The organism is Desulfuribacillus stibiiarsenatis (assembly GCF_001742305.1).
Lineage (GTDB): Bacteria > Bacillota > Bacilli > Desulfuribacillales > Desulfuribacillaceae > Desulfuribacillus_A > Desulfuribacillus_A stibiiarsenatis.
Genome location: NZ_MJAT01000033.1, coordinates 109,881 through 135,165, shown reverse-complemented (window position 1 = coordinate 135,165; position 25,285 = coordinate 109,881). Strand labels below are relative to the sequence as shown.

The window sequence follows — 25,285 nt, the reverse complement described above, 5'->3', positions numbered from 1 at the left end:
TCTCATCAGAGAACTGCTTTTTGTGTATATTCGCAAGTGCAAAGGAATGGTTAAGGTTTAAAATACTTTTTTAAATTGTATCTCCTGTTAATTTAAAGTAACTTAATTAGCTCTTCTAACTCTTCAGTCAAAACTTTCGCAAGTTCATAATTAGTATCCCTTAAAGCTAATTCTATTTTTGTTTCAACTGATTTTTTATTTTCTTCAATTTCTAAATAATCTCTATCAAAATGATTAGCATAAATCATCTTTCTGAATTTTCGCATTGTCATTTTTCTAATCGTCTTATCTTCAATGATTAAAACATAATCCATACAATTTACTATAAAATAGTAATCATGAGAAACCATTAGAATTGCACCTTTATAGTCTTTTAGGGCTTTTTCCAGTGCTATTTGTGAATAGGTGTCTAAATGACTTGTCGGTTCATCAAGAAGTAACATGTTTGCTTTACTAGCAGAAATTTTAGCTAATTGAAGTATGTTTTTTTCTCCACTTGATAAAGATTCAATCTTTTGATTGATAATTTCATTGTCGAAACCGTAGTTTGAAATATATGATGTTATCTCATCAGTAGTTTTGAACCCTACATCGAAGAACTCATCAAGTATTGTTTGAGATTCATTTAGCATTTCGCTTTGAAGTTGAGATAGATAAGCCATATTAATGTCTTTATTTACTTCAATAGAAGGTTGATTGTTTTTAAAGATTTCTCGAAGTAAAGTCGTTTTCCCGGTACCATTTGAACCAATAAGAGCTACCTTATCAGTAGATTTAATCTCAAAGTTAATATTTTCTAGAAGTATTTCATCAAAAGAAACACTGTAATCTGTAACTTTTAAAGCAATGCTTTCTTCAATTTCATGATTATTAAATAAGCGGATATTTGGCTGTTTTATTTCTACAAATGGCGCTTTAATTCTACGAGCTTCTAATCTTTCTTGATTTTTAACTCTAGCTTTTAGTGCTTTCCCTCTAGAAGCTTCAGAATTATAAGTTGTTATATATCTTAATTTATCGATTATGATTTCATTTCTCGCAATTTCATTATCATCACCAATAGCTAATTCTTGTGCCTCAATTTTGCTTTGAAGTAAGGCAAGGTTATAATCAATATATCTACCATCAAACTCTTGGAGCTCCATGTTTTCAAGGTGTATGATTTTATTAAAACAGTGATTCAATAGATATCTGTTGTGCGTAATAACTAACAATATGCCTTTGTGTGAATTAATTAGATTTTTAAGAGCATTAAGGTTTTCGAAGTCTAAAAACACTTCGGGTTCATCCATAATCATTAAATCTGGATCTTTAAGCATTTCCTTAATGACCTGAATCAGTTTGAACTCCCCACCACTAAGTTCAGATACCATTAGGTTTTTCTTCTTGTTGAGGTTTGCAAGATGTAGCTTCTTATCGATATTGCTTTCAAAGTTATCTCCACCGATAGCATCAAATGCGTCCAAAGCTTGTTTGTACTTTTCTAGTAAAACATCATAATCTGAAGCTGTTTCCATTTCAGTACAAATAGATGCTATCTCATGTTGTAGCTTAATAAATTCTTCCCCTATATATTCGAAAACTGTAGTTTCTTTTGTTTTGTCTAGTTGTGAAAATTGGCTTACATATCCAATTCTACAGTTAGGTTCAATCTCTAATTTTCCATCGAACATATATCTTTCTGGATCCATAATGATATCGACCAGTGTACTTTTTCCACTGCCACTTGATCCTATAAAAGCACAATGTTGGCCATCTTCTAATGTAAATGAAATCTTAGTATATAGATCTTTCTGTGGAAATGAGTAAGATAAGTTATCAACTTTTATCATATTATTACCTCGCTAATCGATAAAAAAGAGCCTATAGAATACGCTCTTCAATATATACTCTTCAATTTATAATATCCCCATGCAATTTATTGTTATGTAGTGAAGCATGTTAGAGTTTACCGTTGGTAGCATAGCACTTTCTACAACTAATTTCAATCATTTCATAATTAATCTTTTTGGTGCGCCACGAAAGCGTGTCCAAGTAGCGTAGCTACTTGAAGACACGGTACGTACGAGATTCTTTATTCAATCGTTACTCGGTAACCGTTTTGTTCTAAGGCTTGGATTAGTTCGTTTCCATGCTTTGGACCACTGACTTCGAATATTACATGGAGGATCGCTTCATTCAGATGTAAGTCGGCGTTCGTTCGGTCGTGTTGTACCATGATGATATTGGCGCCACACTTTGAAGCGATGGAAGCGAATTTTTCTAAACTCCCGGGTTTATCAAGCATAACGGTACGTAATTTTAACTGCCTTCCACGCTTCACAAGGCCCTTTTCTACGATTTTATGAATAAAGCTTACATCGATATTTCCTCCTGAAAGAACACAAGCAACCTTCTTCCCAGCGAAGTCTGAGCGATTATTGAGGACAACAGCTAAGGAAGCAGCCCCTGCGGGCTCAACAACTTGCTTGTCCCGTTCTAACATGAGTAGGATGGCTGCAGCAATCTCGGCATCCGAGATTGTCACTATTTCATCAACATACTTTTGGATGAGAGACATCGTTAATAAGCCAGGCTTCTTTACGGCAATTCCGTCGGCAATGGTGATTGCCTTTTCTGTTTCGGTGTACTTGGCATTGTAAAAGCTACGAACGATGGCATCGGCTCCAGATGATTGGACCCCAATAACCTTTACCTTTGGGTTGACTTGTTTCATATAGTATGCAACGCCTGCCAGTAATCCGCCACCACCTGCTGGTACAATCACTACTTCGACATCAGGTAAGTCACGAAATATTTCTAGGCCAATGGTTCCTTGGCCTGCAATCACATCTTCGTCGTCGAAGGGGTGAATGAAGACAGCCCCACTCTCTTGCTGTAGCTCCATTGCTTTGTTGTACGCGTCATCATAGCAATCTCCATATAATACAATTTCAGCGCCGTACTCCTCGGTGGCAGCGACCTTTGCTATAGGTGTGCTCTTAGGCATTACGATGGTTGATTTGATTCCCAGCGAAGAAGCGGCAAAAGCAACCCCTTGTGCGTGATTACCAGCACTAGACGCAATGACGGCTGGGGGAGAAGATGTTTCTAGTAATGTAGAGATTTTATTGTAAGCGCCACGGACTTTAAAAGAACCCGTTTTCTGCTGATTCTCGTACTTAAGGTATAAAGAGCAATTCACCATCTGCGAAAATGTATGGGAGTGTTTTAATGGTGTGTTGTGAATGAATTCCATTAATTTTGCATGGGCCTTTTCAATTTTTTCGATATTCAAGTGTCTTTCCTCCAGTATAACGATTGAAGAATGTTTTTTCGATGCTTTAAGATCATATGGATGTCAATTAACTGTACCATAAGTTCTGAATTTGATACAATATGCAAGTGTTAATTGATTGAGACAGATTGGAGAGTACAAGAATGGGAAATAATGATATTTTTGAGATGATAGCCAATATATATGACACTCCTGAAAGAGTCCATATTGCTAAGGTATCAACAGATGCTATCAAAAATCTATTAGTTAACACTAGGGATAAGGACGCGATTGACTTTGGATGTGGAACTGGTCTGGTAGGTATGGACTTGTTAGATAAATTTAGATCCATACTATTTCTAGATACTTCACAGAATATGCTTCATATCGTTAATAAGAAGATTTCTGATGCTAATGCTCAGAATGCAAGCTCTTTATGTCTAGATTTAGAAACTTCTATCAATCTTGACAACTCAGCTGATTATATTTTTATGGCACAAGTTCTGCTACATATTCGAGACTATACTTCTGTCTTATCAAAGTTATATAATATTTTAAACCATGAGGGTCATTTATTACTCGTTGACTTTAATAAAAATGAAAATGTTGTTTCAGATTTGGTCCATAATGGGTTTGATCAGGAACAGCTTAAAGCAATAATGTTGGAGATAGGGTTTAAAGACGTTCAAACTGAAACATTTTACACTGGAAGCAAACTATTTATGGGTCAAGATGCATCGATGTTTATTATTGATGCTAAAAAATAAGCTTTTAGCTGTGACTTTACTTTTATCGTCAATTCGATTAGAATTTGTTTAATCGTTAAGTGAATAAATCCAAGCTTTGAAGGGAAGAAGTAGGTTAGTATCACGTCATTCAGAGAGCAGCTGGTTGGTGAGAGGCTGTAGACGCACTGATTCGAATACATCCTGGAGCCGCCACCTGAACTTGTAGTAGGGTGTAATGGGTACGCCCAATATAGCGTTTGAGTGTTCATACACTTGTTGAGGGGAATTCTGTGAGGAATTTCCAAATTTGAGGTGGTACCGCAATTTCTGCCCTCTGTTCCTTTCGGAGCAGGGGTTTTTTGTACTATAAGATTGGCGAATGCCAATTTTTCTTTAATGTTTAAATTTTAATAAGGAGCTGTTACGATGAAAATTTATGATGAATTAGTAGCCCGTGGTTTGATCGCCCAGGTTACCGACGAAGAAGAAATTACAGAACTAGTGAACAATGGGAAAGCAACATTTTACATTGGGTTTGATCCAACTGCCGATTCCTTACATGTTGGGCATTTCATGGCATTATGCCTAATGAAGCGTTTGCAAATTGCTGGAAACAAGCCGGTAGTCCTTCTAGGAGGTGGTACGGGTATGATTGGTGATCCGTCGGGCCGAACAGACTTACGTACGATGATGACACCTGAGATAATCCAGCATAATATTGAATGCTTTAAGAAACAGATGGAACGATTCATTGAATTTGCAGATGATAAAGCGATTATGGTGAACAATGCAGATTGGCTAGGGAAGCTTAATTATATTGAAATGCTTCGTGAAGTTGGACCACATTTCTCTGTCAATAACATGCTGCGTGCTGAATGTTATAAGCAGAGAATGGAAAAGGGCCTCTCATTCCTAGAATTAAATTATATGATTATGCAGTCTTACGACTTCTATCATCTGTTTCAGCACTACGGTTGTAATATGCAGTTTGGTGGGGATGACCAATGGTCGAATATGTTGGGTGGTACAGAATTAATCCGTCGTAAGCTAGGCAAAAATGCATATGCAATGACAATTACACTGTTAATGAATTCTGAGGGCAATAAGATGGGGAAAACGGCAAAGGGTGCTGTATGGCTAGATCCTAACAAGACTTCACCGTTTGAATTCTTCCAATACTGGCGTAATATTGGTGATGCCGATGTACTTAAGTGCATACGCATGCTTACATTCTTGCCACTAGAACAGATTGATGAAATGGACAAGTGGGAAGGCAGTCAATTAAATGAAGCTAAGGAAATCCTGGCTTATGAACTAACGAAGATGATCCATGGTGAAGAGGAAGCCGAGAAGGCTAAGAGCGCTGCTCACGCACTGTTTGCAGGGGGTGCGGATGATTCCAATATGCCAACAACGGAGATAGCTGTTGAACAGCTAAGTGCTGGAGTTATAAACATAGTAGATTTGATGCTGGTATGCTCTATGGCAGCTTCTAAGAGTGAAGTGAGGCGCCTGATTCAACAGGGTGGGGTATATGTTGATGAAGCGAAGGTTGAATCTATCGATCATAATATTACTTCAGACGAATTGCAAAACGGTGTCAAAATTCGTAAGGGGAAGAAAACGTACCATAAGGCGTTACTGAAAAATTAAATACGTTTTTATTTACCACATTATCTAATTAGGGTAAAATAGGGAATAAAACCACATTAAATATTAGGAGATGATCGAATGAGTGCTAAAGATAAAGTATTAGAAGTAATGAAGGCAGCAGGTAAACCAGTAAGTGCTGGTGAGGTTGAGAAATTATCAGGATTAGACCGCAAAGAGGTTGATAATGCATTTAAAGAGTTAAAGAAAGATAATGCGATTGTTTCTCCAGTTCGTTGTAAGTGGGAACCAGCAGAATAAGGCAACTGGATTTCAACAGCAGATTAATATACAACGCAAAACCCTGAATAAATTATTATTCAGGGTTTTGCGTTGTATATATTATTCTTTTAAATCTTCGATTGAGTTAATATCCATGTATGCTGGTACAACTAATCCTAACTTTGTGCCAGTAAGGTTAGCACCTAGGTCTTCAAACTTTCCTTCGTATTCAGCGTAGTAGTCAGCATGAGTTGTTGGCAACCATGCACCCACCATTGCATCACCACTTCCGCTAGCTATACCAGCCCACATTGGACCAGCATCGACTTGAACTAAAGTTACTTTATAACCGATGCTTTCAAGTGCATTTTTCACTACGTTTGAGCTAGCGATGACATCGTCCCATGCTACATAAAGCATTTTGATTTCTTTCCCGTCAACTGGGTTAACTCCTTCGGTCCAAGTACTAACTAAAGCTTCATTTTCACTTACAAATTGGGCCGCAGCATCAGCTGGTTCAGCGCCTTGTTGAATCAAATTCATTACTGTTTCGATATGCTCTGGATTCCAGTTAAATTGATCAAGAACCTTATAAGCCTCAGGGTGATCTTCTTTTAATCCTAGACGAACGATTGTATTCACATCTTCAGCTCCACCATAAATACCTTTTGGATCTTCTAGGTATTTTAAGTCATAGCTTGCAAATTTCCAGTGTGGGCTCCAACCTGTTATAATGATTGGATCCCCTTTGTCATAGGCTTTTTTCAAAGCGGCAGTCATAGCAGCACCAGAACCCTCCACTACTTTCCAGTTATCAAGTCCGTATTCAGGGATGATTTTGTCTATTGTTAATTTCATTAATCCTGCACCTGGATCAATTCCTACAATCTTGTAACCGACTTGTTCCCCTACAGATTTAGTAGTTTCAGATGGGCTTCCTGTTTGGTCTCCTCCACAGGCTGCTAATCCCATAGTTAATACTAAAGCTAGTGTAATTCCAATAATTCTTTTAAACATTACGCTGTTCCCCCTTGTTTTTTCTTGCTTATATTTTGAGTGATGCGATCTAGCAAAATAGCAATGACAACGATTGCCAGACCAGCTTCAAACCCAACACCGGTTTTAATTTGAGTTACAGCACGATAGACTTCCGTACCTAACCCAGGGGCTCCAACCATAGATGCTATTACCACCATGGATAATGATAACATTATACTTTGGTTTATCCCTGCCATGATTGTTGGCATTGCTAGTGGTAATTGCACCTTTAAAAGCTTTTGTTTGGTGGTGGAGCCAAATGCTTCTGTTGCTTCAATTAAATCTGCTGGAACTTGTTGAATTCCTAGCACGGTTAAACGAATAGTTGGCGGCATTGCAAAGATGACGGATGCTATAACCCCTGGTACTACTCCAATATTAAAGAAGAAAATTGCTGGTAGTAAATAAACGAATGCAGGCATTGTTTGCATCAAATCTAGTATAGGTGTAACAACCTGCCTAACTCTGTCGCTTTGTGATGCCCATATACCAGTAGGTATTCCAATAACGATAGAAATCAATACGGAAGTCAAAACAAGAGCAAGTGTTTCTAACATATGTTCCCAATACCCTAGATTATCAATTAGAAGCAAACCTAGTAATGCAAAGACTCCAATTCGTATATTACAAACTTTCCAAGATAGCAACGTCACGAGAATAATTAGGAGTATAGCAGGCATCGCGCCTAAACCTGAGACAATTCCTTCTACGAAAAATTCAACCCCATCAGATATGCTATCAAATATTCCGCCAAAGGTAGCGGTCATCCAGTCTACTAAACTATCAATCCATTTTGCTAAAGGAAGCTTCGGTAAAATACCGTTCATCTTACATCACCTCCTTAGATTCTGTTACCTGGGAACTAGCAACCGCATTGATATATTGCTCGTTACCAGCAAGAGCCCCAATAACAGCCCCTTTGATTAGAATTCCTTTTAAGCGCCCTTTTCCATCCGTAACTGCCACGGGGATGCTGGACGATGATACTTTATCAAATAAATCGATTAAGATTGTGTCTGTTCCAACTACATTTATATCTTTATCTAGTATGGCTGTTAATGATTGGTTTTCCTCCGCTGCTTTCGAAGCATCTTTTGCGGTAATTGCCCCGAGTAGAGTTTGCTGTTTATCCACGACGTAAATTGATGAGATTCCTAAATCCTTCATTAACTTAAGTGCGACGCGAGGACCTTTATCAACTTGAACGGTCTCTGCACGCTTCATAACGTGTTGCGCGGTTAATACTTTCGCAAGATCTACGTCCTCTACGAATCGCTCAACATACTCATTCGAAGGACTCATCAATATTTCTTCAGGTGTTCCGATTTGTACGATATTACCATCTTTCATTAGTGCAATTCTGTCTCCAATACGAAGTGCTTCATCTAAATCATGGGTGATAAAGACGATTGTTTTCTCCATAGTAGATTGTAATTCTAGCAACTCATTCTGCATATCTTTTCGAATTAAAGGATCTAATGCGCTAAATGCTTCATCCATTAGAAGAATATCTGGATTATTTGCTAGAGCTCTCGCAAGTCCTACACGTTGCTGCATTCCACCACTAAGCTGACTAGGGTACTGGTTTTCATAACCATTAAGTCCTACTAAGTGTAAGGCTTCCATTGCTTTTTTGTGTCGATTGGACTTTTCAATACACTGAATTTCTAAACCATATTCAGTGTTTTCTAGCACTGTCCTATGAGGGAACAATGCAAACTTTTGAAAGACCATACTTATTTTCTTTCTTCTTACTTCCCTAAGTTCTTCCTTACTCATCTTCACTACATCTTTACCATCGATATGGATTTGGCCTAACGTTGGTTCAATCAGACGATTTAGCAATCGGACTAGGGTAGACTTGCCACTACCGGATAAACCCATAATAACGAAAATTTCGCCTGACTTGACTTCAAAGGATGCACGATTGACACCAACTGTTGATCCCGTTTCTTTTAATATTTGATCCTTTGACTTTCCTTCTTTTATTAACTGCAAAGCCCTTTTTGAGGATTTACCAAAAATCTTGGTCACATCACTGACTTTAATTTTTATATTTGTTATCATTTTTTCACCTCTTTAATTTGGCCACTATGACCTCATTAATTATAGTCCGTTTGTTTGATATAGTTCAAACTTTGTATACCGTGTTTATCGTTTATATATTACGTACAGTTATAACTGTACGTAATATCCAGGAAGATTACTTATAAATACTCTTATATACTCCCGATTATGCTATAAAAGAGCACTTTACATTTCTTTCGTGAATATGTAGGCTAGAACTAAATAGTATTAATAATTTATAGGATGTGAAATCATTGAATGATATTAAAATATTAGAAAAGTCTAGAGCTATGGTTATAGAGGCACTTGCTCAAAACATGAACCTATATGGAATCACTCAATCTGCTGGAAGGTTATATGGTCTACTGTTTTTTGCCAATAAGCCGCTTACGCTTGATGAAATGAAAGAAGAGCTTGGTATGAGTAAAACAAGTATGAGTGTTTCGGTTAGAAGCTTACTTGATTTAAATATGGTGGAAAAGGTTTGGGTAAAAGGGGAAAGGAAGGATTTATATACAATCAAAGAAGATTGGTATCAGTGCTTTTTTGATTACTTCACAATTAAATGGCGAGCAGCTATTATGATGAATAGCAGTACGATGGAGAAATCCATTGCCAAACTAAAACAACTCATTGATGATCCTAATACTTCAGAAGAAATCCGTGAGAGTGCCATGGGTGATCTTAAAAAGCTAGAAGAAAGGCTTAACTATTATGATTGGCAAGATAGACTGATCGACAGTTTTGAGACACAGGAAATTCTAAACTTTGTTCCAACGGATAAGAAGAAGGATAAATAGATAAGAAATATAGAATAAAGAGCCTATCATTTGATTGATTAGGCTCTTTTAGATGTGCTCTAGATTTCCTCAGCGAATATCTTATTCTCAGGTCCTGGTGAAAGAGTTACATAAAGGGAAAGATCTTCATCTCCACTATTCTGTAAACTCAGCATTTCTTTCTCCTGACAGATGAGTCCCTGTCCCGAAGTAAGTTGAGTATCCTTTCCGTCTACTGTAAATATTGCAGTCCCTTGTAGGATTTGAACAATTGTAACCATCCCTGGATGAGTATGAGGAGGTAATACCTGTCCAGGCTTAAAGTTGAGAACGAAAACTAAGATACTGTTATCGCTATAAATAATCTTTTTCGTTAAGGATTTGTCTGAGAAGACCATCTTGTCTGCTAATTGAAAGGTTTCCATACTATAGCCTCCATAAATCTGTTTAATGTATTTTGAAATCTACTTGAAAAATATTTCTTAGTGTATCCGTAACAGTGGCATTTATTCTCAGTTTATGTTTTGATATAATCATCTTCGACACTACACAAGTCTTCTTTATGTGATGATAAGTAAGGACGTGAAATCAGTATGCAAACAAACGAACAAGTAAATGATAGTTATTCGAATTGGCAAAAGAATACTATTCTATTTTTATCAAGTCAAACGATATCGCTTTTTGGCTCTGCTTTAGTGCAGTTTTCTATCTTATGGTATATTACGTTAACAACTGAGTCGGGATTAATGATGACGATGTATATTATATGTGGGTTTCTTCCTACGTTTTTTTTATCTCCGATTGCGGGGGTATGGGCAGATCGTTATAATCGCAAGAACCTCATCATTATGGCGGATGCGCTGATTGCAACGGCAACACTGATTCTGGCGATTGTTTTTCTTTTGGGATATGGAACTACGTGGCTTTTATTTCTGATGGCATCGATTCGGGCGGTCGGGACTGGCATCCAGACACCAGCGGTGGGAGCCATACTTCCACAGATAGTTCCAGCCGACAATCTTACAAAAGTGAATGGAATCAATGGGAGTATTCATGCGATCGTCAATCTTCTAGCTCCAATGGCTAGTGCCGTTCTTCTGAGCATTGCTACATTAGAGGCTATTTTCTTCATTGATGTGATTACAGCAGTAATTGCGATTTTTACGTTACTATTCCTTCTGAAAATTCCAGTGCATGCAAAAGCCCTGCAAGAGCAAACAACCAGTTACTTTAAAGATTTACAACTAGGGATTAATTATATTCGTCAGCATGCTTTTTTGAAGAAGTTTTTTGTCTTTTTCGCTGTCTTCTTTGTGCTCATTGCACCGGCAGCTTTTTTAACTCCTCTTCAGGTTACACGCAGTTTTGGTAGTGATGTTTGGCGATTAACGGCTATAGAAATTGCTTTTTCCATTGGGATGATGCTAGGTGGATTCGTGATGGCTTTTTGGGGAGGCTTTAAGAATAAAATACACACCATGACATTAGGCTGTATGATATTTGGTCTATGTACATTTGCTTTGGGGATCATTCCGAACTTTTGGATCTATTTGTTATTCATGAGCATTATAGGGGTAGCGATCCCTTTATTTAACACCCCTTCAACAGTACTTTTACAAGAAAAAGTGGAAGAGGAGTATCTAGGGAGGGTCTTTGGAGTTCTAGGAATGATTTCTACCTCGATGATGCCTTTGGGAATGCTTGTGTTTGGACCATTAGCGGATGTTTTGAAAATCGAATGGTTGTTAATTGGTTCTGGAATTCTTTTATTTTTGCAAGGCTTCATGTTGGTAGGGAGTAAAACGTTAGTGAAGGCAGGGGAAAAACAGCTCTAATCGATTCATTAGAGCTGTTTTAAAAGACCTTATGTACATCAGAATTTATAAATTTTATCTGATGTACATAAGTGCAACTAAGGCATTCTCTTCGCCAGAGGCTTGGCGAATACCAAGTTTTCTGTATAATTCTATTGCCTAATAACCGTGTGCCCGCTCAGCATCCTGTTTGGTATTGTGAACTGTACCGTGTGGATGCTCTGGTGGTGCATAAATAGAATACAATTTGAGTGGCGTACAGCCTGTATTAATTAGGTTGTGCCATTTGCCTGCAGGAATAAATATTGCATAGTCTTCATAGACGTTCGCCTGGAAATCTAATCGATCTTTACTATCGCCCATCATGACAAGACCTTGGCCTTCTTCAATACGAATGAATTGGTCATGATCCGTGTGGATTTCTAGACCTATATCGTCTCCGACCTCAATACTCATTAACGTAAGTTGCAAATATTCTCCTGTCCATAAAGCGGTACGGAATGTCGTATTTTGTTTCGTAGCACCTTCGATATTGACTACAAAAGGATGTGGACCATAGTCTCTTATAGGGATACATCCCCCTTGTGGTCTTGGTGAACATCCCCAATAAGGGTAACCATTATGATACATTTCGTGTTCAGCACTCCTTTTCGTGGGTTGGTAATATCATATGCTGAGGAATTTAGGCGGTGCCAAAACGCCATAATACGTGCTGAAAAAGTCGGATGCAATCGATTGGTGTTTGCTATTCTTAACGGTAATAGGAGGTGTCATTTTGAATACGCTCAAAAAGATGAATGAAGCACTATATTACTTGGAACAGAATCTCTTGGAGGATATAGATTACAAGAAGGTTGCGAGAATCGCATATTGTTCCGAATATCATTTTCAAAGGATGTTCTCTTTCCTTGCAGGTGTCAGTCTTAGTGAATATATACGCAGGAGAAGATTAACATTAGCAGGATTTGACCTTATAGGGAGCAAGTTACGGGTCATTGATGTTGCGATGAAATATGGTTATGGTTCTGCAGATTCGTTTACCAGGGCTTTTCAAAATATGCATGGTGTAACACCATCAGAAGCTAGGAAGAATCAGCATCTATTAAAAGCATATCCCCAAATGACCTTCCAACTAACCATAGAAGGTGGGAATGAAATGAATTACCGAATTGTTGAAAAAGAAGCATTTCAAATTGTTGGATTGAAAAAAAGAGTACCAATCGTCTTTAATGGTGTGAATCCAGAAATTGCAGCAATGTGGCAAAGCTTAAACATGGAAATGATTACAAAACTCAAAGAACTATCAAACATTGAGCCAAAGGGTCTAATAAGTGCTTCCGTAAATTTCTCTGAAGGGAGAATGGAGGAAAAAGGCGAGTTAGATCACTATATTGGGGTAGCAACGACGAATATATGTCCTGATGGTTTAGAAAAATTAGAAGTGGCTGCTTCCAAATGGGCAGTGTTTGAAGCAGTTGGTCCTTTTCCAGAAACGTTACAAAATATCTGGGGTCGAATCTACTCCGAATGGTTTCCGTCCTCTAGTTATGAAATAGTAGAAGGACCTGAGATTTTGTGGAATGAGAGCAAAGACACGACCTTGCCTGACTATAAGAGCGAAATTTGGATACCAGTAACGAGAGTAGAAAGTCACATATGAACAAAATGACCATTTCCTAAAATAGTAACGTATAAGTCATATAAACGGGAATAAAGAATATGTTAAATTAGCTTGACATATTCTTTTTTTTACTTCAAAATTAGTTCTATACAGAACAGTTTCAAATCGAACAATTCAAAAACGAACTTTTTCAAATGAACTATACAGACTAGAGGTATCAATGGATGAATAATACGCTAGAGCTTCTCTTTAGTGGTCAGCAATTCAAAAAATTGTACGAGAAAAAATGCCATCAAATATCAGAGAAGTATGGTCTAACAAAGCTTGAAATTGAAATATTACTTTTCTTAGAAAATAACAAGCAATATGATACAGCAAAAGATATTGTCGATTTGAAGTTTTTTGCGAAATCCCATGTATCAAAAGCAATCACTTCTTTAATCACAAAGGGATATTTGCATTCAAATCATGATTCTATGGATAGACGTTGTGTTCACTTGAAAATATCTGATTACGCCAAACCATTACTAGAAGAAGCTAAAGAGATGCGTAAGAATTTACTAATGATTATATTTAAAGATATTTCATTAGAAGAGAGAAAACTCATGGCTATTGTCGCTAAAAAACTTTCTAAGAACATTAATGAGGCAATTGAAAATGAAGAATAGATATTGAAAATTAAGAATAGCTAATGGAGGTATTTTATGAAGAATGGTAGATACGATCTTGATAACTTCACAGAACAGTACAGTAAAGTATGTGTAGAAAAGAATTTTATTGACACTAATTTATATGACGAATATGGGGTAAAGCGTGGTCTGCGAGACAAAAATGGGAAGGGTGTACTTGCTGGAATTACCAATATCTCAGCAATCCATTCTCATGATGTGGTGAATGGGGAAAGTGTACCAAGTGAGGGTAAACTATTTTACCGCGGCTACAATGTGATAGATTTAGTAAATGGTGCAATCAATAACAAACGTCAAGGGTTTGAGGAAGCAACGTATTTACTATTATTTGGATCCCTGCCTAATGAAGAGCAACTCAAGGAATTTGAAGTTATCCTTGCTAGTTGCAGGAATCTTCCGAAAAACTTTGTCAAAGACGTAATTATGAAGGCTCCAAGTAAGGATATTATGAATTCTTTGACAAAAAGTGTACTGACATTAGCTTCCTATGATGATAATGTGTCAGATTTATCTTTAGATAATGTTTTAAAACAATGCTTAACCCTGATTGCTACGTTCCCGATGATGTCTGTATACGGTTATCACGCATTTAATCATTATGAGCGTGACGATAGCTTCTATATCCATCGACCAGAAGAGAACCTTTCAACAGCCGAGAATATTTTAAGAATGTTAAGACCTGATAAGGTATATACAGACCTTGAGGCAAGTGTATTAGACATTGCTTTGCTACTTCATATGGAGCATGGTGGAGGGAATAACTCTACATTTACTACAAGAGTCGTTTCATCGTCGGGCTCTGATACCTACTCAGCAATCGCTGCTGCCCTATCTTCCTTAAAGGGACCTAAGCATGGTGGTGCCAATATTAAGGTAGTAGAGATGATGAACGACTTAGAGGCGAATGTTGCTGATACTAAAGATGAAGCTGAGGTAGAACGCTATTTAGTTAAAATCCTTAACAAGCAAGCCTTTGATAACCGTGGTTTAATCTATGGAATGGGACACGCCATCTATTCCATATCCGATCCACGAGCAACAGTCTTTAAAGGATTTGTTGAAAAGCTGGCAGATGAAAAAGGCAGAAGAGCAGACTTCGAATTATATTCGATGATTGAGAGACTTGCACCAGAAGTAATCGCGAAAGAGCGCCGCATTTATAAAGGTGTTAGTGCAAACGTCGACTTCTATAGCGGGTTTGTATACAGCATGCTAGATATACCGTTGGAGCTCTATACGCCTATTTTTGCAATGGCAAGAATCGTTGGCTGGAGCGCCCACCGTTTAGAGGAACTAATCAATGTCGACAAAATCATGAGACCTGCTTATGTGAGTATCGTAACGGAAAAGAATTATACGGAAATGTCTGAAAGATAGACTAATTACGTCTCATGATTACTTTCCATACGATTCCTGTCCAAGTTTTTCTGAAAATGAATTGATTTAGCTGCACTTGAATAAGCGCGGATAGAATATGTGAATTATTATAGTAGTCGATTATAATAGGCAACTTTCTCAATGTAAGGTAATTTGAGAAGGTTGTTTTTTTTATTTGAAAATGCATGGGTATGTAAATATTTACTGTTTCGACAAATTGCGACAATATTCGAACGAGGAGATATGGGGAATTTGTCGAAGTGTGGTAGGAATAGAAGTTTGTTATTGTTTTTTATTCTCGATACTTTCTTAAAACTAGGGGGTAAATTATGGGCGATATTAAATTGATTAATTTAATAGCAAAAAATTATCAAGAATTAGAGAGCGTTATTGCAAACCAATTGCATTTGCAATGTGAACATCCAACTGTTATTGGCAGTTTCCGAGAAAAAATCTGGAAATCATTATTTGAACAAATTGTTCCTAAAAAATTTTCTATAGAACAATCTGTTTTTATTATTGATTCTGAAGGTAGTGTATCGAAGGAAGTGGACTTAGCTATTTTTGATGAACAATATACCCCATATATTTTTAACTATGGAGAAATGAAATTTATTCCGATAGAAGCTGTAGCGGTAGTAATTCAGTGCAAGAGTAATAGTCTTGGCCCAGAAGGAATTAGTGATTGGATTTATAGAATTGACAAACTTAAAACTTGTTTTAACTCAATAGCTAGAATGCATAGCTATATCGCTATAAATAAATCTGAAAGCATTATTAAAAGTGATGAAACTACTAAAATTGAAGAGAAATATAAGCAGACTCAAACATCAACAAGACCAATAAAAATTTTATGTCATTTAAATGAGAAATGGACAGATACACATAATTTAAAAAAAATATTTGACTTTACAATTTCCACAACTTCTATTACAACGGGAGAACAAGGAACAAATAAGCTAAGATTACAAGTTTCAATAAATGATGATATTAACACTTTAGCACAAGCATATAAGAGATTAAATCATAATGGCACAATTGACAATGTTATTAAATCTAATGAAGATCTTGATATTTCATTTAATAACTATAAAGTCTTTAGTAGCAAAAATGAGAAAAGCGAGAAAGAAGAGATATCTATTCTTTCGCTCATTTTTCAGTTAAATCAAATGCTCATGTTGATTAATAACCCATTGCTATTTCCACATCAGGCGTACGTAAAAATGTTCAATGATCACTTGGAATTAGAAGGTTAAAGGAGGAAAGCTATGAGAAGTTTAATTGTAGCTATTACAATCGATAAAATTCAAAATTTTCTCTATCACGCTATAAGAGCACACGAGCAAGAGAAACAAAAAGAAGAAGATACACTGAAAACTATTTGCAACTCATCTAGAGAGATTTCTCAATTATTTATGGAAGCTGTGCAAAAGAAGTTTTATATAGAGGGAAAGCACGAAAACCAGAGTAAGATTTTACTAAGTATACCTGGAAAAGTAATTTTTAAAACAGTACTCTTAAAAGAGATAGTGATTCAAAAACTAAATGAGCTATACCGTGATTATTACCATCTATTTGCTGGTCAGGTTGAACTGAAATATGTGATTATTGAAGATTCTTTTGATAAATTAGCTAATATTCGAACTTGCAAGCAAAAATTAGAAGACCCAAAAAGTAGGAACAGTATTATAGAAGCGAATAAGGAAATTTTATTCCGCTTTCCAGAAGCAACATATATTCCTAAAAGCTGCATTAAAATAGGGTTTCATAAAGAGGAAGCTAAGGAAGCCTCTACAGTGAATGAATACATTTTTGCTAAAAATATTGATGATCTGCTGCCAGACGTATACCAGGAGAATCAGCAAGATGGGAGAAAAAATGAACAATACAGAATTGCAGTTATTAAGGCGGATTTGGATGGAGTAGGTGATCTGTTTAAAAGGATAGATAATGCAAGCTCCTATGACAAGCTAAGTCAAATTTTATCGGATTTTATATCTCTAGATAAGCTCCACCATTATTATGAAAAAATGAAAGTGAAAAATTTCAAGATGTTTCCATTCTATGTTGCAGGAGACGACATTTTTTTTGCTGTTAATGTCAATCATATTTTCACGGCAGTCAACTTACTGAAGACAATGCTAAATGAAATGAATATAAAAATTGAACAAGAGATTGATAGCGATAAAAAGCTCTCAATGAGTGTAGGGATAGATATATCATATAATAAACAACCAATACGTTATTATTATGAACGTGTAGAAAATCAGTTGAATATAGCGAAAAAGAATAAAGAGCCAGGAATTATTAAAGTAGGAATATGCATAAATAATACGTTCTTTGCATCATATGAAGAGTTTAAGGGGAAGGGATCAAAAATTGGCTGGAGCAAACTGTATAACGAAGTAAAACTATTAAACTATATTCGATTAAAGGGCTGTGATAGTTTAGGAACCCCAAGCTACTTTCATAAGCTGCTAGACAGAATCACGGACACAACCATCAAAGGGAACAATATAGCGTATATCAATTCAGTATTGTACCATCTAACTCCTGAGTATATCGGTGACAGGCAAAAGTCCAAGCCCGAATTGGTGTTAAAAAAACTATTGATAGATTTTCTATTAACAAATGTATCAAGTAATTCTAGACCTTCACTAGAAATTACTCTTAACGAGAACACTAAATACTGGTTTGAAAAAAAGCTTCGACTATTAATGTTTTTTTCTGATGAGCGATTTAAAGCCACTTTTAATGAGGAATTAACGGAGATAGAGTTTAATAATGATTATTGGAAGCTTTTAAAGATCAAAAGCCTCGTATATACTAAACCGCTTCGCTATTTATATGATCATATTATTAATAGAAACCCCTACGGAAAACTTTTTATAGAAAGAAAAAAGCATAGTGGACGGATTGAAATATACTGCAAAGTAAAACTTACTTCATCAATGTTATTCAAATTAAAGAAATATAAAAATTTACAATCTATAGAACGAACTGTTGCCATACTAAAACATACAAAGTTGCGTGAAGACCAGAAAACAGATAGTAAAGAAAAACCTGTCTACTATAAAGATTTTAATTCGACAGTTTTTGAGAAAAAGGCGTCAGATAATTCCGAACAAAAATATTGGGATGAGGATTTCATAGATTCTTTGATAAACTTTTATAACTACGATAATGCCTTAATTGCCTTTAAAAATATTTACAAAGATGCTTTCGAAAAAGAAAAAGACAAAGATAATAAACGAACAGGTAACAAAAACCATCAACAAAAAAATAAAAAAGGCGGGGTAATCAAGTGAAACGAAATCCTTTAAAAATAATTATAACTACGGACTCGAATCTTTTTATTGGTGGTGCACCCTCGACTTTTGAGATTGGCGGAATTGATCAGTGCACTGTTTTAGACAATGAGGGCAAACCATATATACCAGCATCATCATTCAAAGGTGCTTTTAGGGCTATGATTAAAGACATGATTACAATACAGGATAACTCTAACAAATATATAGTTCAAATATACGAAGATTATTTTAAAACAGAAGAAGAAAAGATAACATTATTACATCGTATGGATGACAAGGTGAAGTTAGACAAAGCATTGCAACAATTTCTAAATACAAAAGAGCGAATATCGTTAGAATATTTATTTGGTATCGAAGGAGTCAATCGGTCACCAAAGCTAATTTTTTCTGACTTTCATGTAATGAACCATTCACTTCAATCAGAACAGTGCTTTTCTATAGATAGTAAGAATTCTATAACGGAAGATAAAGAGAAATCAACGGTTAGTTCAAACCCGAGAACATATAAGTCTGTTATAAAGGGTATTACATTTGCAGGGGAAATCGATTTCTATAATTTTAGTAATGAACAAAGCTTAAAAATAGTTCGTGATTTTGTAAAGTCTAGTTTAACTAAATTTAACGAAGGAATTTATAGAATTGGGAACTCAAAAAGTAGAGGCTATGGGAAAATAATAATAGATTTTCAAGATCAAGGCTAATTATAAGGAGGGCTGAAGCTCTTATGGAGATACATAAAATACAAATGAAATTAAATGGACAAATGACACAGTTGCCTGATTCACAAAAAATATTTGGCTGTCTAATGTACTTGTTTTCTGATCAATATGGGCATGAAAAAGGACAGATGTTTGTAAAGGCTGTTAAACAAAAGCAGATAACTCTAATGATTTCAGATATGTTACCAGAAAATTATATCCCGACGCCTAAAAACTATTTGATTTCTCGATATCAAGGTGATGGGAAGAAAGAGTATTATAAGCAGATTAAGAAACTAGACTTTGTTAGCAAATGCCAATGGAACCTTCTGTCAGATATCAGCAGTATTGATAGCAACGTTTTTAATTTCGACTATATATCCAAGGTTTCAAGTCAACAAATTCGACTGGGAATAAAAGAAGATGTTTATCAGTTGGCTGGTATAGGGAATGACCTGTATTCAGTGCCAAAAAATGAATATGTTCTCATTCCTCATTCGAGTAAAAGCAAAGAACACAAGGTAATAACAGATTATGAGTTCTTTGTCGGAATTCCATGTTACGAAAATATTTATGCGGATTTGGTCGATAAGTTTCTAAGTTGTCTGTATTCATTAGTAGAGAAAAAAGAAATAGTAGTACTAGGAAAAAGGGCATCGCAGGGGTTCAATTTATTTACTTTCAAATCTGCAATAACAGAAAAAGTAAACAATCATAATTCAAATCACTATCTTAATCTAGGGATGATGATTCCAGAGCATATTGACTATAATAATTCCGTTTTGCAACTATACACATCTGATCGTAGACCTTTTGAAATGGTTGGGAGTTGGGATACGCACATTATTGAGAAGGACAATCATTTTCTGAGCTTTATTTCTTCTGGTAGTATCATAGCTTGTACCAATAAGTATAAACTTAATGATTTGACTCAATCTATAGAAGCGAAATTTGACAAGAATTCCATCGTGTTTGGCAACTCCTTTTTATATCCATTGCAGAGTAGGGGGGCACTGGTTTATGAATAATTACAAAAAATATAAAATTAAATTAGAAACAAAATCATATATAATTATATCGCCAAGGGAAAGCCAAGCCTTTTACAAAAATGTTGATTATGAATATCAAGACCTTGATGATAAATGGCCAGATGATGAGACTCCTAATATTATCTATCCATTTTATCAATACGGTCAATATGAAGAATACTCGCCGAAAGAGACCAACTATTATATACCAGGTTCTTCTTTGAAGGGAGCTATGGTACATGCTTCAAATAATAGAGAAACTAAAATTATTGTCGATGATGTTCCTCTTCAAAATACTAGTATTGAACTTCGAAATTTACATAAAGTACAATATCTTAATAGGGATTTTTTGGCTTCAAACCACATTAAATCGCCCAAAAAAAACGAAACGGAAAACGAAACGGAAAACGAAACGGAAAACGAAACGGAGCGTAAAAAAGTTAAGTGGGAACCATTTTTTGAAAATGTTGCTATAGAAATGTTAAAACCTAATGTTGAACTACAATTGACAATATCAATCCCTAGTGATTTTTCGATTAATTCTTTTCTTAAAAATATTTCTTATACTACCGAGATAAAAGTAAAAAAAATGCTAGAATATCTAGATAAATTACAAGAAATGAATCCAGAATTTAACGATTTAACTCGAATAAATAATAAGCTTAAAGATACGCTAGCTAATAATAACCTAATCATAATCGGTGGATACAAAGGTCTGAAACACTCAATCCTAGGTTTAGAAGAAAATGCAGGGGCATTATTTATTGATAAAGTACTATTTTTACCTTATGGATTGGTTAACATAAAAGAAGTTATGGAATAGATATAACAAAATAGTATCAACTTAATTGGCAATTGGAGGATTTCCTTACATGCAACTAAAAAAAATCTCAATACAATTACTTTGCCAGGAATCAGGAATAATCAAAGGACATGGAGGGGCAGAATTACACGGATTATTTTTTAAGGCGGTAGAGAATATTGATAATGAGCTAGCTTCTGAGATTCATCAAATGCAGTACAAACCATTTAGCATTGGACCGTTAGCTGGAAAGCTTCAGCGGCGTGATGGTGTAGCACAGATTGAAGAAGGAAGCATTTGCTCATTTACTTTGGCGACTTTGACAGAAAGATTGACTAATAGTCTGCCTGATATGCTTGAATATCTAAAGAAGAATTTATTGGTGATTGGAAGTGCTGGTTTCGTAGTAGTAGAGGCAAAAGAATTGATAAGTAAAGAAACATATTATGATTTTATGGCGGCAGGATATCAGGACTCGCGAATTAATATTGAATTTACCGCCCCAACTTGCTTTCGTAGTAGTGGGAAAACGTTGCTTTTTCCAGAGCCCGAATTAGTATTTGGTAGTTTGCAAGATAAATGGGAATATTTCAGTGAAGTTCAGTTGCCAATTGTAGATTTCTCTCAAATAAATGTATCAAAGTATGAGTTGAAAACGATTATGGTTCCATTCAAAAACTATAACTTGATTGGTTTTAAGGGGATATGTAACTATACACTACCAAGCGATTCAGCAGAAGTAATGAAATGGGCAGTAAATTCGTTGTCTCAGTTTGCTGCCTTTTCAGGAGTAGGCTATAAAACAACAATGGGAATGGGACAAGTACGATTGATGAAGTAGTTTGCTTAAAAGTTTCTAGACAATGTAGTGGAATCCTTACTAGTTTGCTATTATCCGTTATTACTCAAATCTTTACGTAAGAAGGAAATTTACTAAATAGTCTAGAAGAAGTATAGAAGTAGATAGGCTACACATAATAATTATTTTTTCGAGAGGTTCAGGGTGGCTAATTTTTTCAGAAGTTGCTCGATGTTTAGAATTCTATGTAAAATAAGCTTTAGAATTACCAAACTAGTTTCTTTGTACGCAAATCCACTTTTAAAACTGAGCCTCTCGATTTATAGCGACACAACACATAACTGATAATGGAAAAACTCTGATGCGGTAACAACAATCTAATTTCCGTACAGGGAATTGAAACGAATAAACAGTAACTTCACGAGATGGATTAAAGTTTTCGTAACAACAATCTAATTTCCGTACAGGGAATTGAAACTCGCCGGCAAACTTAAACTTGTATACCTCGACCTCTTGGTAACAACAATCTAATTTCCGTACAGGGAATTGAAACTTATCCTCGCATTCAGGTAAGTTATTAAGATTTTTAAGTAACAACAATCTAATTTCCGTACAGGGAATTGAAACATATGAACTCCAGCTGTTACAGCATTTACATCGACGTAACAACAATCTAATTTCCGTACAGGGAATTGAAACATAAACAATGCAACGCTAGGGGGAGGTCTGCCCGTTGGGGTAACAACAATCTAATTTCCGTACAGGGAATTGAAACGATATTCCGTTTTCTTTGGCAATCTCATAATCAATTGGGTAACAACAATCTAATTTCCGTACAGGGAATTGAAACACGAAGTCCGAATTTACTCTTGCAAATTGTCAGGTAACAACAATCTAATTTCCGTACAGGGAATTGAAACAATAATACGTCTACGCTCACATTGTAAAGCTCCTTATGTAACAACAATCTAATTTCCGTACAGGGAATTGAAACAAAAGTGAACTCGCTTGTGTGAACCTATCGTCATAAATTGTAACAACAATCTAATTTCCGTACAGGGAATTGAAACTTACCTTCAGCTGCTTTATCCTGTAATGTCTGAAGATCAGTAACAACAATCTAATTTCCGTACAGGGAATTGAAACTTCATCGATAAAATCTTGTTTTTCAACGGAATGAAGTTTCTGTAACAACAATCTAATTTCCGTACAGGGAATTGAAACATCGGTAAAGTCACCTGTATTTGATAAACTGTTAATGTAACAACAATCTAATTTCCGTACAGGGAATTGAAACTCAATAGTTATGTTTCCTTTGTTTATTTCATTTACAGTAACAACAATCTAATTTCCGTACAGGGAATTGAAACCCATTATGAGTATCAGGAGGCCTTACAATAATGGCATAACAACAATCTAATTTCCGTACAGGGAATTGAAACGTTTTCATGAAACTGTATGATAGTATTATTGATATTAAGTAACAACAATCTAATTTCCGTACAGGGAATTGAAACACCTTAGTCCACTCTATGATAACCTCGTCTTGGTCAAGGTAACAACAATCTAATTTCCGAACAAGGAATTGAAACTTACAGATCTTTCTTCTCTTGACATTCCACCGTATAGTAACAACAAATCTAACTTCCGAACAGAGAATTAAGAATTGGCCTGATTAATAAGCCTTAGAACTACTTATGAACGGTATGAAAATTGGTAATACTGGGATTAGATATAGTAGTGAATGGAGGTTGTTTTTCATGGAACAAACTGTTGAGATTGAGTATTTATCTATTTCATCCATCGCAGAAATCTTATATTGCCCAAGAAATTTCTACTATCGTACAGTTATGATGGCTGATGAGAGGAACAATCATGTTTTGGAAGGGAAATGGCAGGAAGAGGCACGAGATGAAATTAAGAGAAAAGTAAGACCGACTGGGATACAAACTCGAAAAGTATATTTAACATCGGATAATCTTGGTTTAGTAGGAGTTTTGGATACGATTGAAGAGAATGGACAAGAAGTATATCCGATTGAATTTAAAAAAGGTATCGCCCAAAATCAGTTAAATGATAGAGTTCAGCTTTGTTTGCAAGCTCTATTACTTGAAGAAAATATTGGGACGAGTATTGATAGGGGATATATCTATTATTCTGAGTCAAATCAACGAATATCAGTAGATTTCACAGAAGAATTGAGAGAATTGGCACTTCAAACTGTTGAAGATGCTAGGGTAATGATTGATGAGAATATCATACCTGAACCAGTGAATGACAGTCGTTGTATCGGTTGCAGTTTAATTAGCCGCTGTCTGCCTGAGGAGACAGAAGCACTTATACAGAAAACTAACGGCAAAGACAATATGAAAAAAACACCAAGAAGACCATCCCCTTCTATGGATTTAGGAAGAATCCTATACATTGATACCCCAGGGGCATATTTAAAAAAAGAGCAAGGTAGAATTAAACTGAAGATCAATGAGGAAACAAAAGATATACCCTTGTCTGCTATTGATCAAGTAGTGTTAGGGCAACCAGCTGCAATGACAGGATCTTTATTGGCAACGATGTGCGATTTAGGAGTCTCCTGCTATGTATTGGATAAAGGGAAGGTCAAAGGGTGGTTACAGCCAACATTAAACAAAAACGTCATTCTGAGAAAAGCTCAATATGCTGCAAACCTCAACTGTAAACATACGTTGCAATTTGCTAAAGCATTTGTCACGGGGAAAATCAATAACTCTAGGACTACGCTATTACGGTATAATCGCACGATTAAAGATAACGATATTCATAACGTAGCTAACGAGTTGAACGCTTGTCTAAAAAAATTAAAAACTTGTGATTCCGTTGCAAGTATCATGGGCGTTGAAGGGATTGCAGCGAAATATTATTACAGTGTTTTCAACAAGTTGCTGAAAGAAGATTTAGGGTTCGCCTTCGTCAATCGGAATAGAAGACCACCGAAAGATCCAGTTAACTGTTTATTAAGCTTTGCTTACACGTTATTAACCAAGGATGTCATTGAGGCAATCATCCGCGTAGGACTTGATCCATATTTGGGTTTTTTTCACTCAGATAAATACGGAAGACCTGCATTGGCACTTGATATTATGGAAGAGTTCAGGCCAATAATAGCAGATTCCGTCGTAATAACAGCCATAAACACGAAGATGCTAAAGCCAGATGATTTTGTAGAAACTATTGGAGGTTGTGAATTAAAGGATTCTGGAAGGAAAAATTTCTTTAAAGCATACCAAACGAGAATGAACCAAGAGGCGACCCATCCGCTATTTCATTATAAAGTAACTTATCGAAGAATGTTAGAACTACAGGTGCGTTTTCTTGCTAAAGTTCTGACCAATGAGTGGCCAGAATATACTCCATATCAGGTGCGTTAGTA

At 35.9% G+C, this 25,285-nt stretch carries 22 protein-coding genes, 1 CRISPR repeat array and 1 other annotated feature; of the genes, 15 read left to right on the top strand and 7 right to left on the bottom strand.

The genetic code is table 11. The features are described 5' to 3' along the window. Nucleotides 1-92: 92 nt before the first annotated feature. Both BHU72_RS09955 and ilvA read right to left on the bottom strand, forming a co-directional pair. A complete protein-coding gene (locus tag BHU72_RS09955) occupies nucleotides 93-1,832 on the bottom strand; it encodes an ABC-F family ATP-binding cassette domain-containing protein (RefSeq protein ID WP_069702484.1) in 1,740 nt (579 codons plus the stop codon). Nucleotides 1,833-2,074: 242 nt separating this feature from the next. After that, nucleotides 2,075-3,277: a threonine ammonia-lyase gene (ilvA, locus tag BHU72_RS09950; protein WP_083248381.1), complete on the bottom strand. Its 1,203-nt coding sequence runs from the start codon at nucleotides 3,275-3,277 to the stop codon at nucleotides 2,075-2,077. A gap of 143 nt (nucleotides 3,278-3,420) precedes the next feature. Here ilvA and BHU72_RS09945 point away from each other — a divergent pair, with 143 nt between their 5' ends. The 3 genes from BHU72_RS09945 to BHU72_RS09935 all read left to right on the top strand — a co-directional run bounded on the left by BHU72_RS09945 (nucleotide 3,421) and on the right by BHU72_RS09935 (nucleotide 5,895). Next, nucleotides 3,421-4,023, top strand: coding sequence for a class I SAM-dependent methyltransferase (locus tag BHU72_RS09945; RefSeq protein ID WP_069702483.1), 603 nt, complete (start codon nucleotides 3,421-3,423; stop codon nucleotides 4,021-4,023). 67 nt (nucleotides 4,024-4,090) lie between these two features. After that, nucleotides 4,091-4,322 (top strand) — a binding site (T-box leader). An 88-nt stretch (nucleotides 4,323-4,410) separates the two neighbouring features. Next, entirely contained in the window at nucleotides 4,411-5,637 is a 1,227-nt protein-coding gene (gene tyrS / locus BHU72_RS09940; RefSeq protein WP_069702482.1) for a tyrosine--tRNA ligase, read from the top strand. A gap of 78 nt (nucleotides 5,638-5,715) precedes the next feature. Next, the gene (locus BHU72_RS09935) at nucleotides 5,716-5,895 is read left to right on the top strand and encodes a transcriptional regulator (RefSeq protein WP_069702481.1); all 180 of its coding nucleotides are present in this window, start codon (nucleotides 5,716-5,718) and stop codon (nucleotides 5,893-5,895) included. An 81-nt stretch (nucleotides 5,896-5,976) separates the two neighbouring features. On the opposite strand, the gene BHU72_RS09930 is transcribed toward BHU72_RS09935, so the two are convergent. Genes BHU72_RS09930 through BHU72_RS09920 form a run of 3 tightly spaced genes read right to left on the bottom strand, consistent with a single transcriptional unit; the run spans nucleotide 5,977 to nucleotide 8,961 of the window. Further along, nucleotides 5,977-6,873 carry a glycine betaine ABC transporter substrate-binding protein gene (locus tag BHU72_RS09930; protein ID WP_069702480.1) on the bottom strand — a complete coding sequence of 299 codons (897 nt, stop codon included), beginning with the start codon at nucleotides 6,871-6,873 and terminating at the stop codon, nucleotides 5,977-5,979. Further along, on the bottom strand, nucleotides 6,873-7,721 hold the full coding sequence (locus tag BHU72_RS09925; protein WP_069702479.1) for an ABC transporter permease: 849 nt from the start codon (nucleotides 7,719-7,721) through the stop codon (nucleotides 6,873-6,875). The genes BHU72_RS09930 and BHU72_RS09925 overlap by 1 nt, the downstream gene beginning before the upstream one ends. Nucleotide 7,722: 1 nt before the next feature. Continuing rightward, nucleotides 7,723-8,961, bottom strand: coding sequence for a quaternary amine ABC transporter ATP-binding protein (locus tag BHU72_RS09920; RefSeq protein ID WP_069702478.1), 1,239 nt, complete (start codon nucleotides 8,959-8,961; stop codon nucleotides 7,723-7,725). Between the two features lie 254 nt (nucleotides 8,962-9,215). Here BHU72_RS09920 and BHU72_RS09915 point away from each other — a divergent pair, with 254 nt between their 5' ends. Beyond that, nucleotides 9,216-9,761 (top strand): GbsR/MarR family transcriptional regulator, encoded by a 546-nt coding sequence (locus BHU72_RS09915; protein ID WP_083248380.1) that lies wholly within the window; start codon nucleotides 9,216-9,218, stop codon nucleotides 9,759-9,761. 59 nt (nucleotides 9,762-9,820) lie between these two features. Here BHU72_RS09915 and BHU72_RS09910 read toward each other — a convergent pair whose 3' ends face one another. Beyond that, entirely contained in the window at nucleotides 9,821-10,165 is a 345-nt protein-coding gene (locus tag BHU72_RS09910) for a cupin domain-containing protein (RefSeq protein ID WP_069702477.1), read from the bottom strand. 168 nt (nucleotides 10,166-10,333) lie between these two features. Between BHU72_RS09910 and BHU72_RS09905 the strand changes: the two genes are divergently transcribed. After that, entirely contained in the window at nucleotides 10,334-11,575 is a 1,242-nt protein-coding gene (locus BHU72_RS09905; protein ID WP_069702476.1) for an MFS transporter, read from the top strand. A gap of 138 nt (nucleotides 11,576-11,713) precedes the next feature. Here the strand turns inward: BHU72_RS09905 and BHU72_RS09900 are convergent, their stop codons facing one another. Beyond that, a complete protein-coding gene (locus BHU72_RS09900; RefSeq protein WP_069702475.1) occupies nucleotides 11,714-12,184 on the bottom strand; it encodes a cupin domain-containing protein in 471 nt (156 codons plus the stop codon). Between the two features lie 145 nt (nucleotides 12,185-12,329). On the opposite strand from BHU72_RS09900, the gene BHU72_RS09895 reads away from it, so the two are divergent. The 10 genes from BHU72_RS09895 to BHU72_RS09850 all read left to right on the top strand — a co-directional run bounded on the left by BHU72_RS09895 (nucleotide 12,330) and on the right by BHU72_RS09850 (nucleotide 25,283). Then, entirely contained in the window at nucleotides 12,330-13,214 is an 885-nt protein-coding gene (locus BHU72_RS09895) for an AraC family transcriptional regulator (protein ID WP_069702474.1), read from the top strand. Between the two features lie 185 nt (nucleotides 13,215-13,399). After that, nucleotides 13,400-13,843, top strand: coding sequence for a MarR family winged helix-turn-helix transcriptional regulator (locus BHU72_RS09890; protein WP_069702473.1), 444 nt, complete (start codon nucleotides 13,400-13,402; stop codon nucleotides 13,841-13,843). 36 nt (nucleotides 13,844-13,879) lie between these two features. Then, nucleotides 13,880-15,241 carry a citrate/2-methylcitrate synthase gene (locus BHU72_RS09885; protein ID WP_069702472.1) on the top strand — a complete coding sequence of 454 codons (1,362 nt, stop codon included), beginning with the start codon at nucleotides 13,880-13,882 and terminating at the stop codon, nucleotides 15,239-15,241. Nucleotides 15,242-15,570: 329 nt separating this feature from the next. After that, nucleotides 15,571-16,497, top strand: coding sequence for a DUF6602 domain-containing protein (locus BHU72_RS09880; RefSeq protein WP_069702471.1), 927 nt, complete (start codon nucleotides 15,571-15,573; stop codon nucleotides 16,495-16,497). Between the two features lie 12 nt (nucleotides 16,498-16,509). Further along, the gene (locus tag BHU72_RS09875) at nucleotides 16,510-18,549 is read left to right on the top strand and encodes a Cas10/Cmr2 second palm domain-containing protein (protein ID WP_069702470.1); all 2,040 of its coding nucleotides are present in this window, start codon (nucleotides 16,510-16,512) and stop codon (nucleotides 18,547-18,549) included. Next, nucleotides 18,546-19,253, top strand: coding sequence for an RAMP superfamily CRISPR-associated protein (locus tag BHU72_RS09870; protein ID WP_069702469.1), 708 nt, complete (start codon nucleotides 18,546-18,548; stop codon nucleotides 19,251-19,253). The genes BHU72_RS09875 and BHU72_RS09870 overlap by 4 nt, the downstream gene beginning before the upstream one ends. 23 nt (nucleotides 19,254-19,276) lie before the next feature. Beyond that, on the top strand, nucleotides 19,277-20,278 hold the full coding sequence (locus BHU72_RS09865; RefSeq protein ID WP_069702468.1) for a hypothetical protein: 1,002 nt from the start codon (nucleotides 19,277-19,279) through the stop codon (nucleotides 20,276-20,278). After that, nucleotides 20,271-21,101 carry a hypothetical protein gene (locus BHU72_RS09860; RefSeq protein WP_069702467.1) on the top strand — a complete coding sequence of 277 codons (831 nt, stop codon included), beginning with the start codon at nucleotides 20,271-20,273 and terminating at the stop codon, nucleotides 21,099-21,101. Before BHU72_RS09865 ends, BHU72_RS09860 begins: the two co-directional genes overlap by 8 nt. Nucleotides 21,102-21,150: 49 nt before the next feature. Then, entirely contained in the window at nucleotides 21,151-21,921 is a 771-nt protein-coding gene (cas6, locus tag BHU72_RS09855) for a CRISPR-associated endoribonuclease Cas6 (RefSeq protein ID WP_069702466.1), read from the top strand. A 324-nt stretch (nucleotides 21,922-22,245) separates the two neighbouring features. Further along, nucleotides 22,246-23,471: a CRISPR direct-repeat array (repeat unit 37 nt; unit sequence GTAACAACAATCTAATTTCCGTACAGGGAATTGAAAC). A 168-nt stretch (nucleotides 23,472-23,639) separates the two neighbouring features. Further along, nucleotides 23,640-25,283: a CRISPR-associated endonuclease Cas4/Cas1 gene (locus BHU72_RS09850; protein WP_069702465.1), complete on the top strand. Its 1,644-nt coding sequence runs from the start codon at nucleotides 23,640-23,642 to the stop codon at nucleotides 25,281-25,283. Nucleotides 25,284-25,285 lie beyond the last annotated feature (2 nt).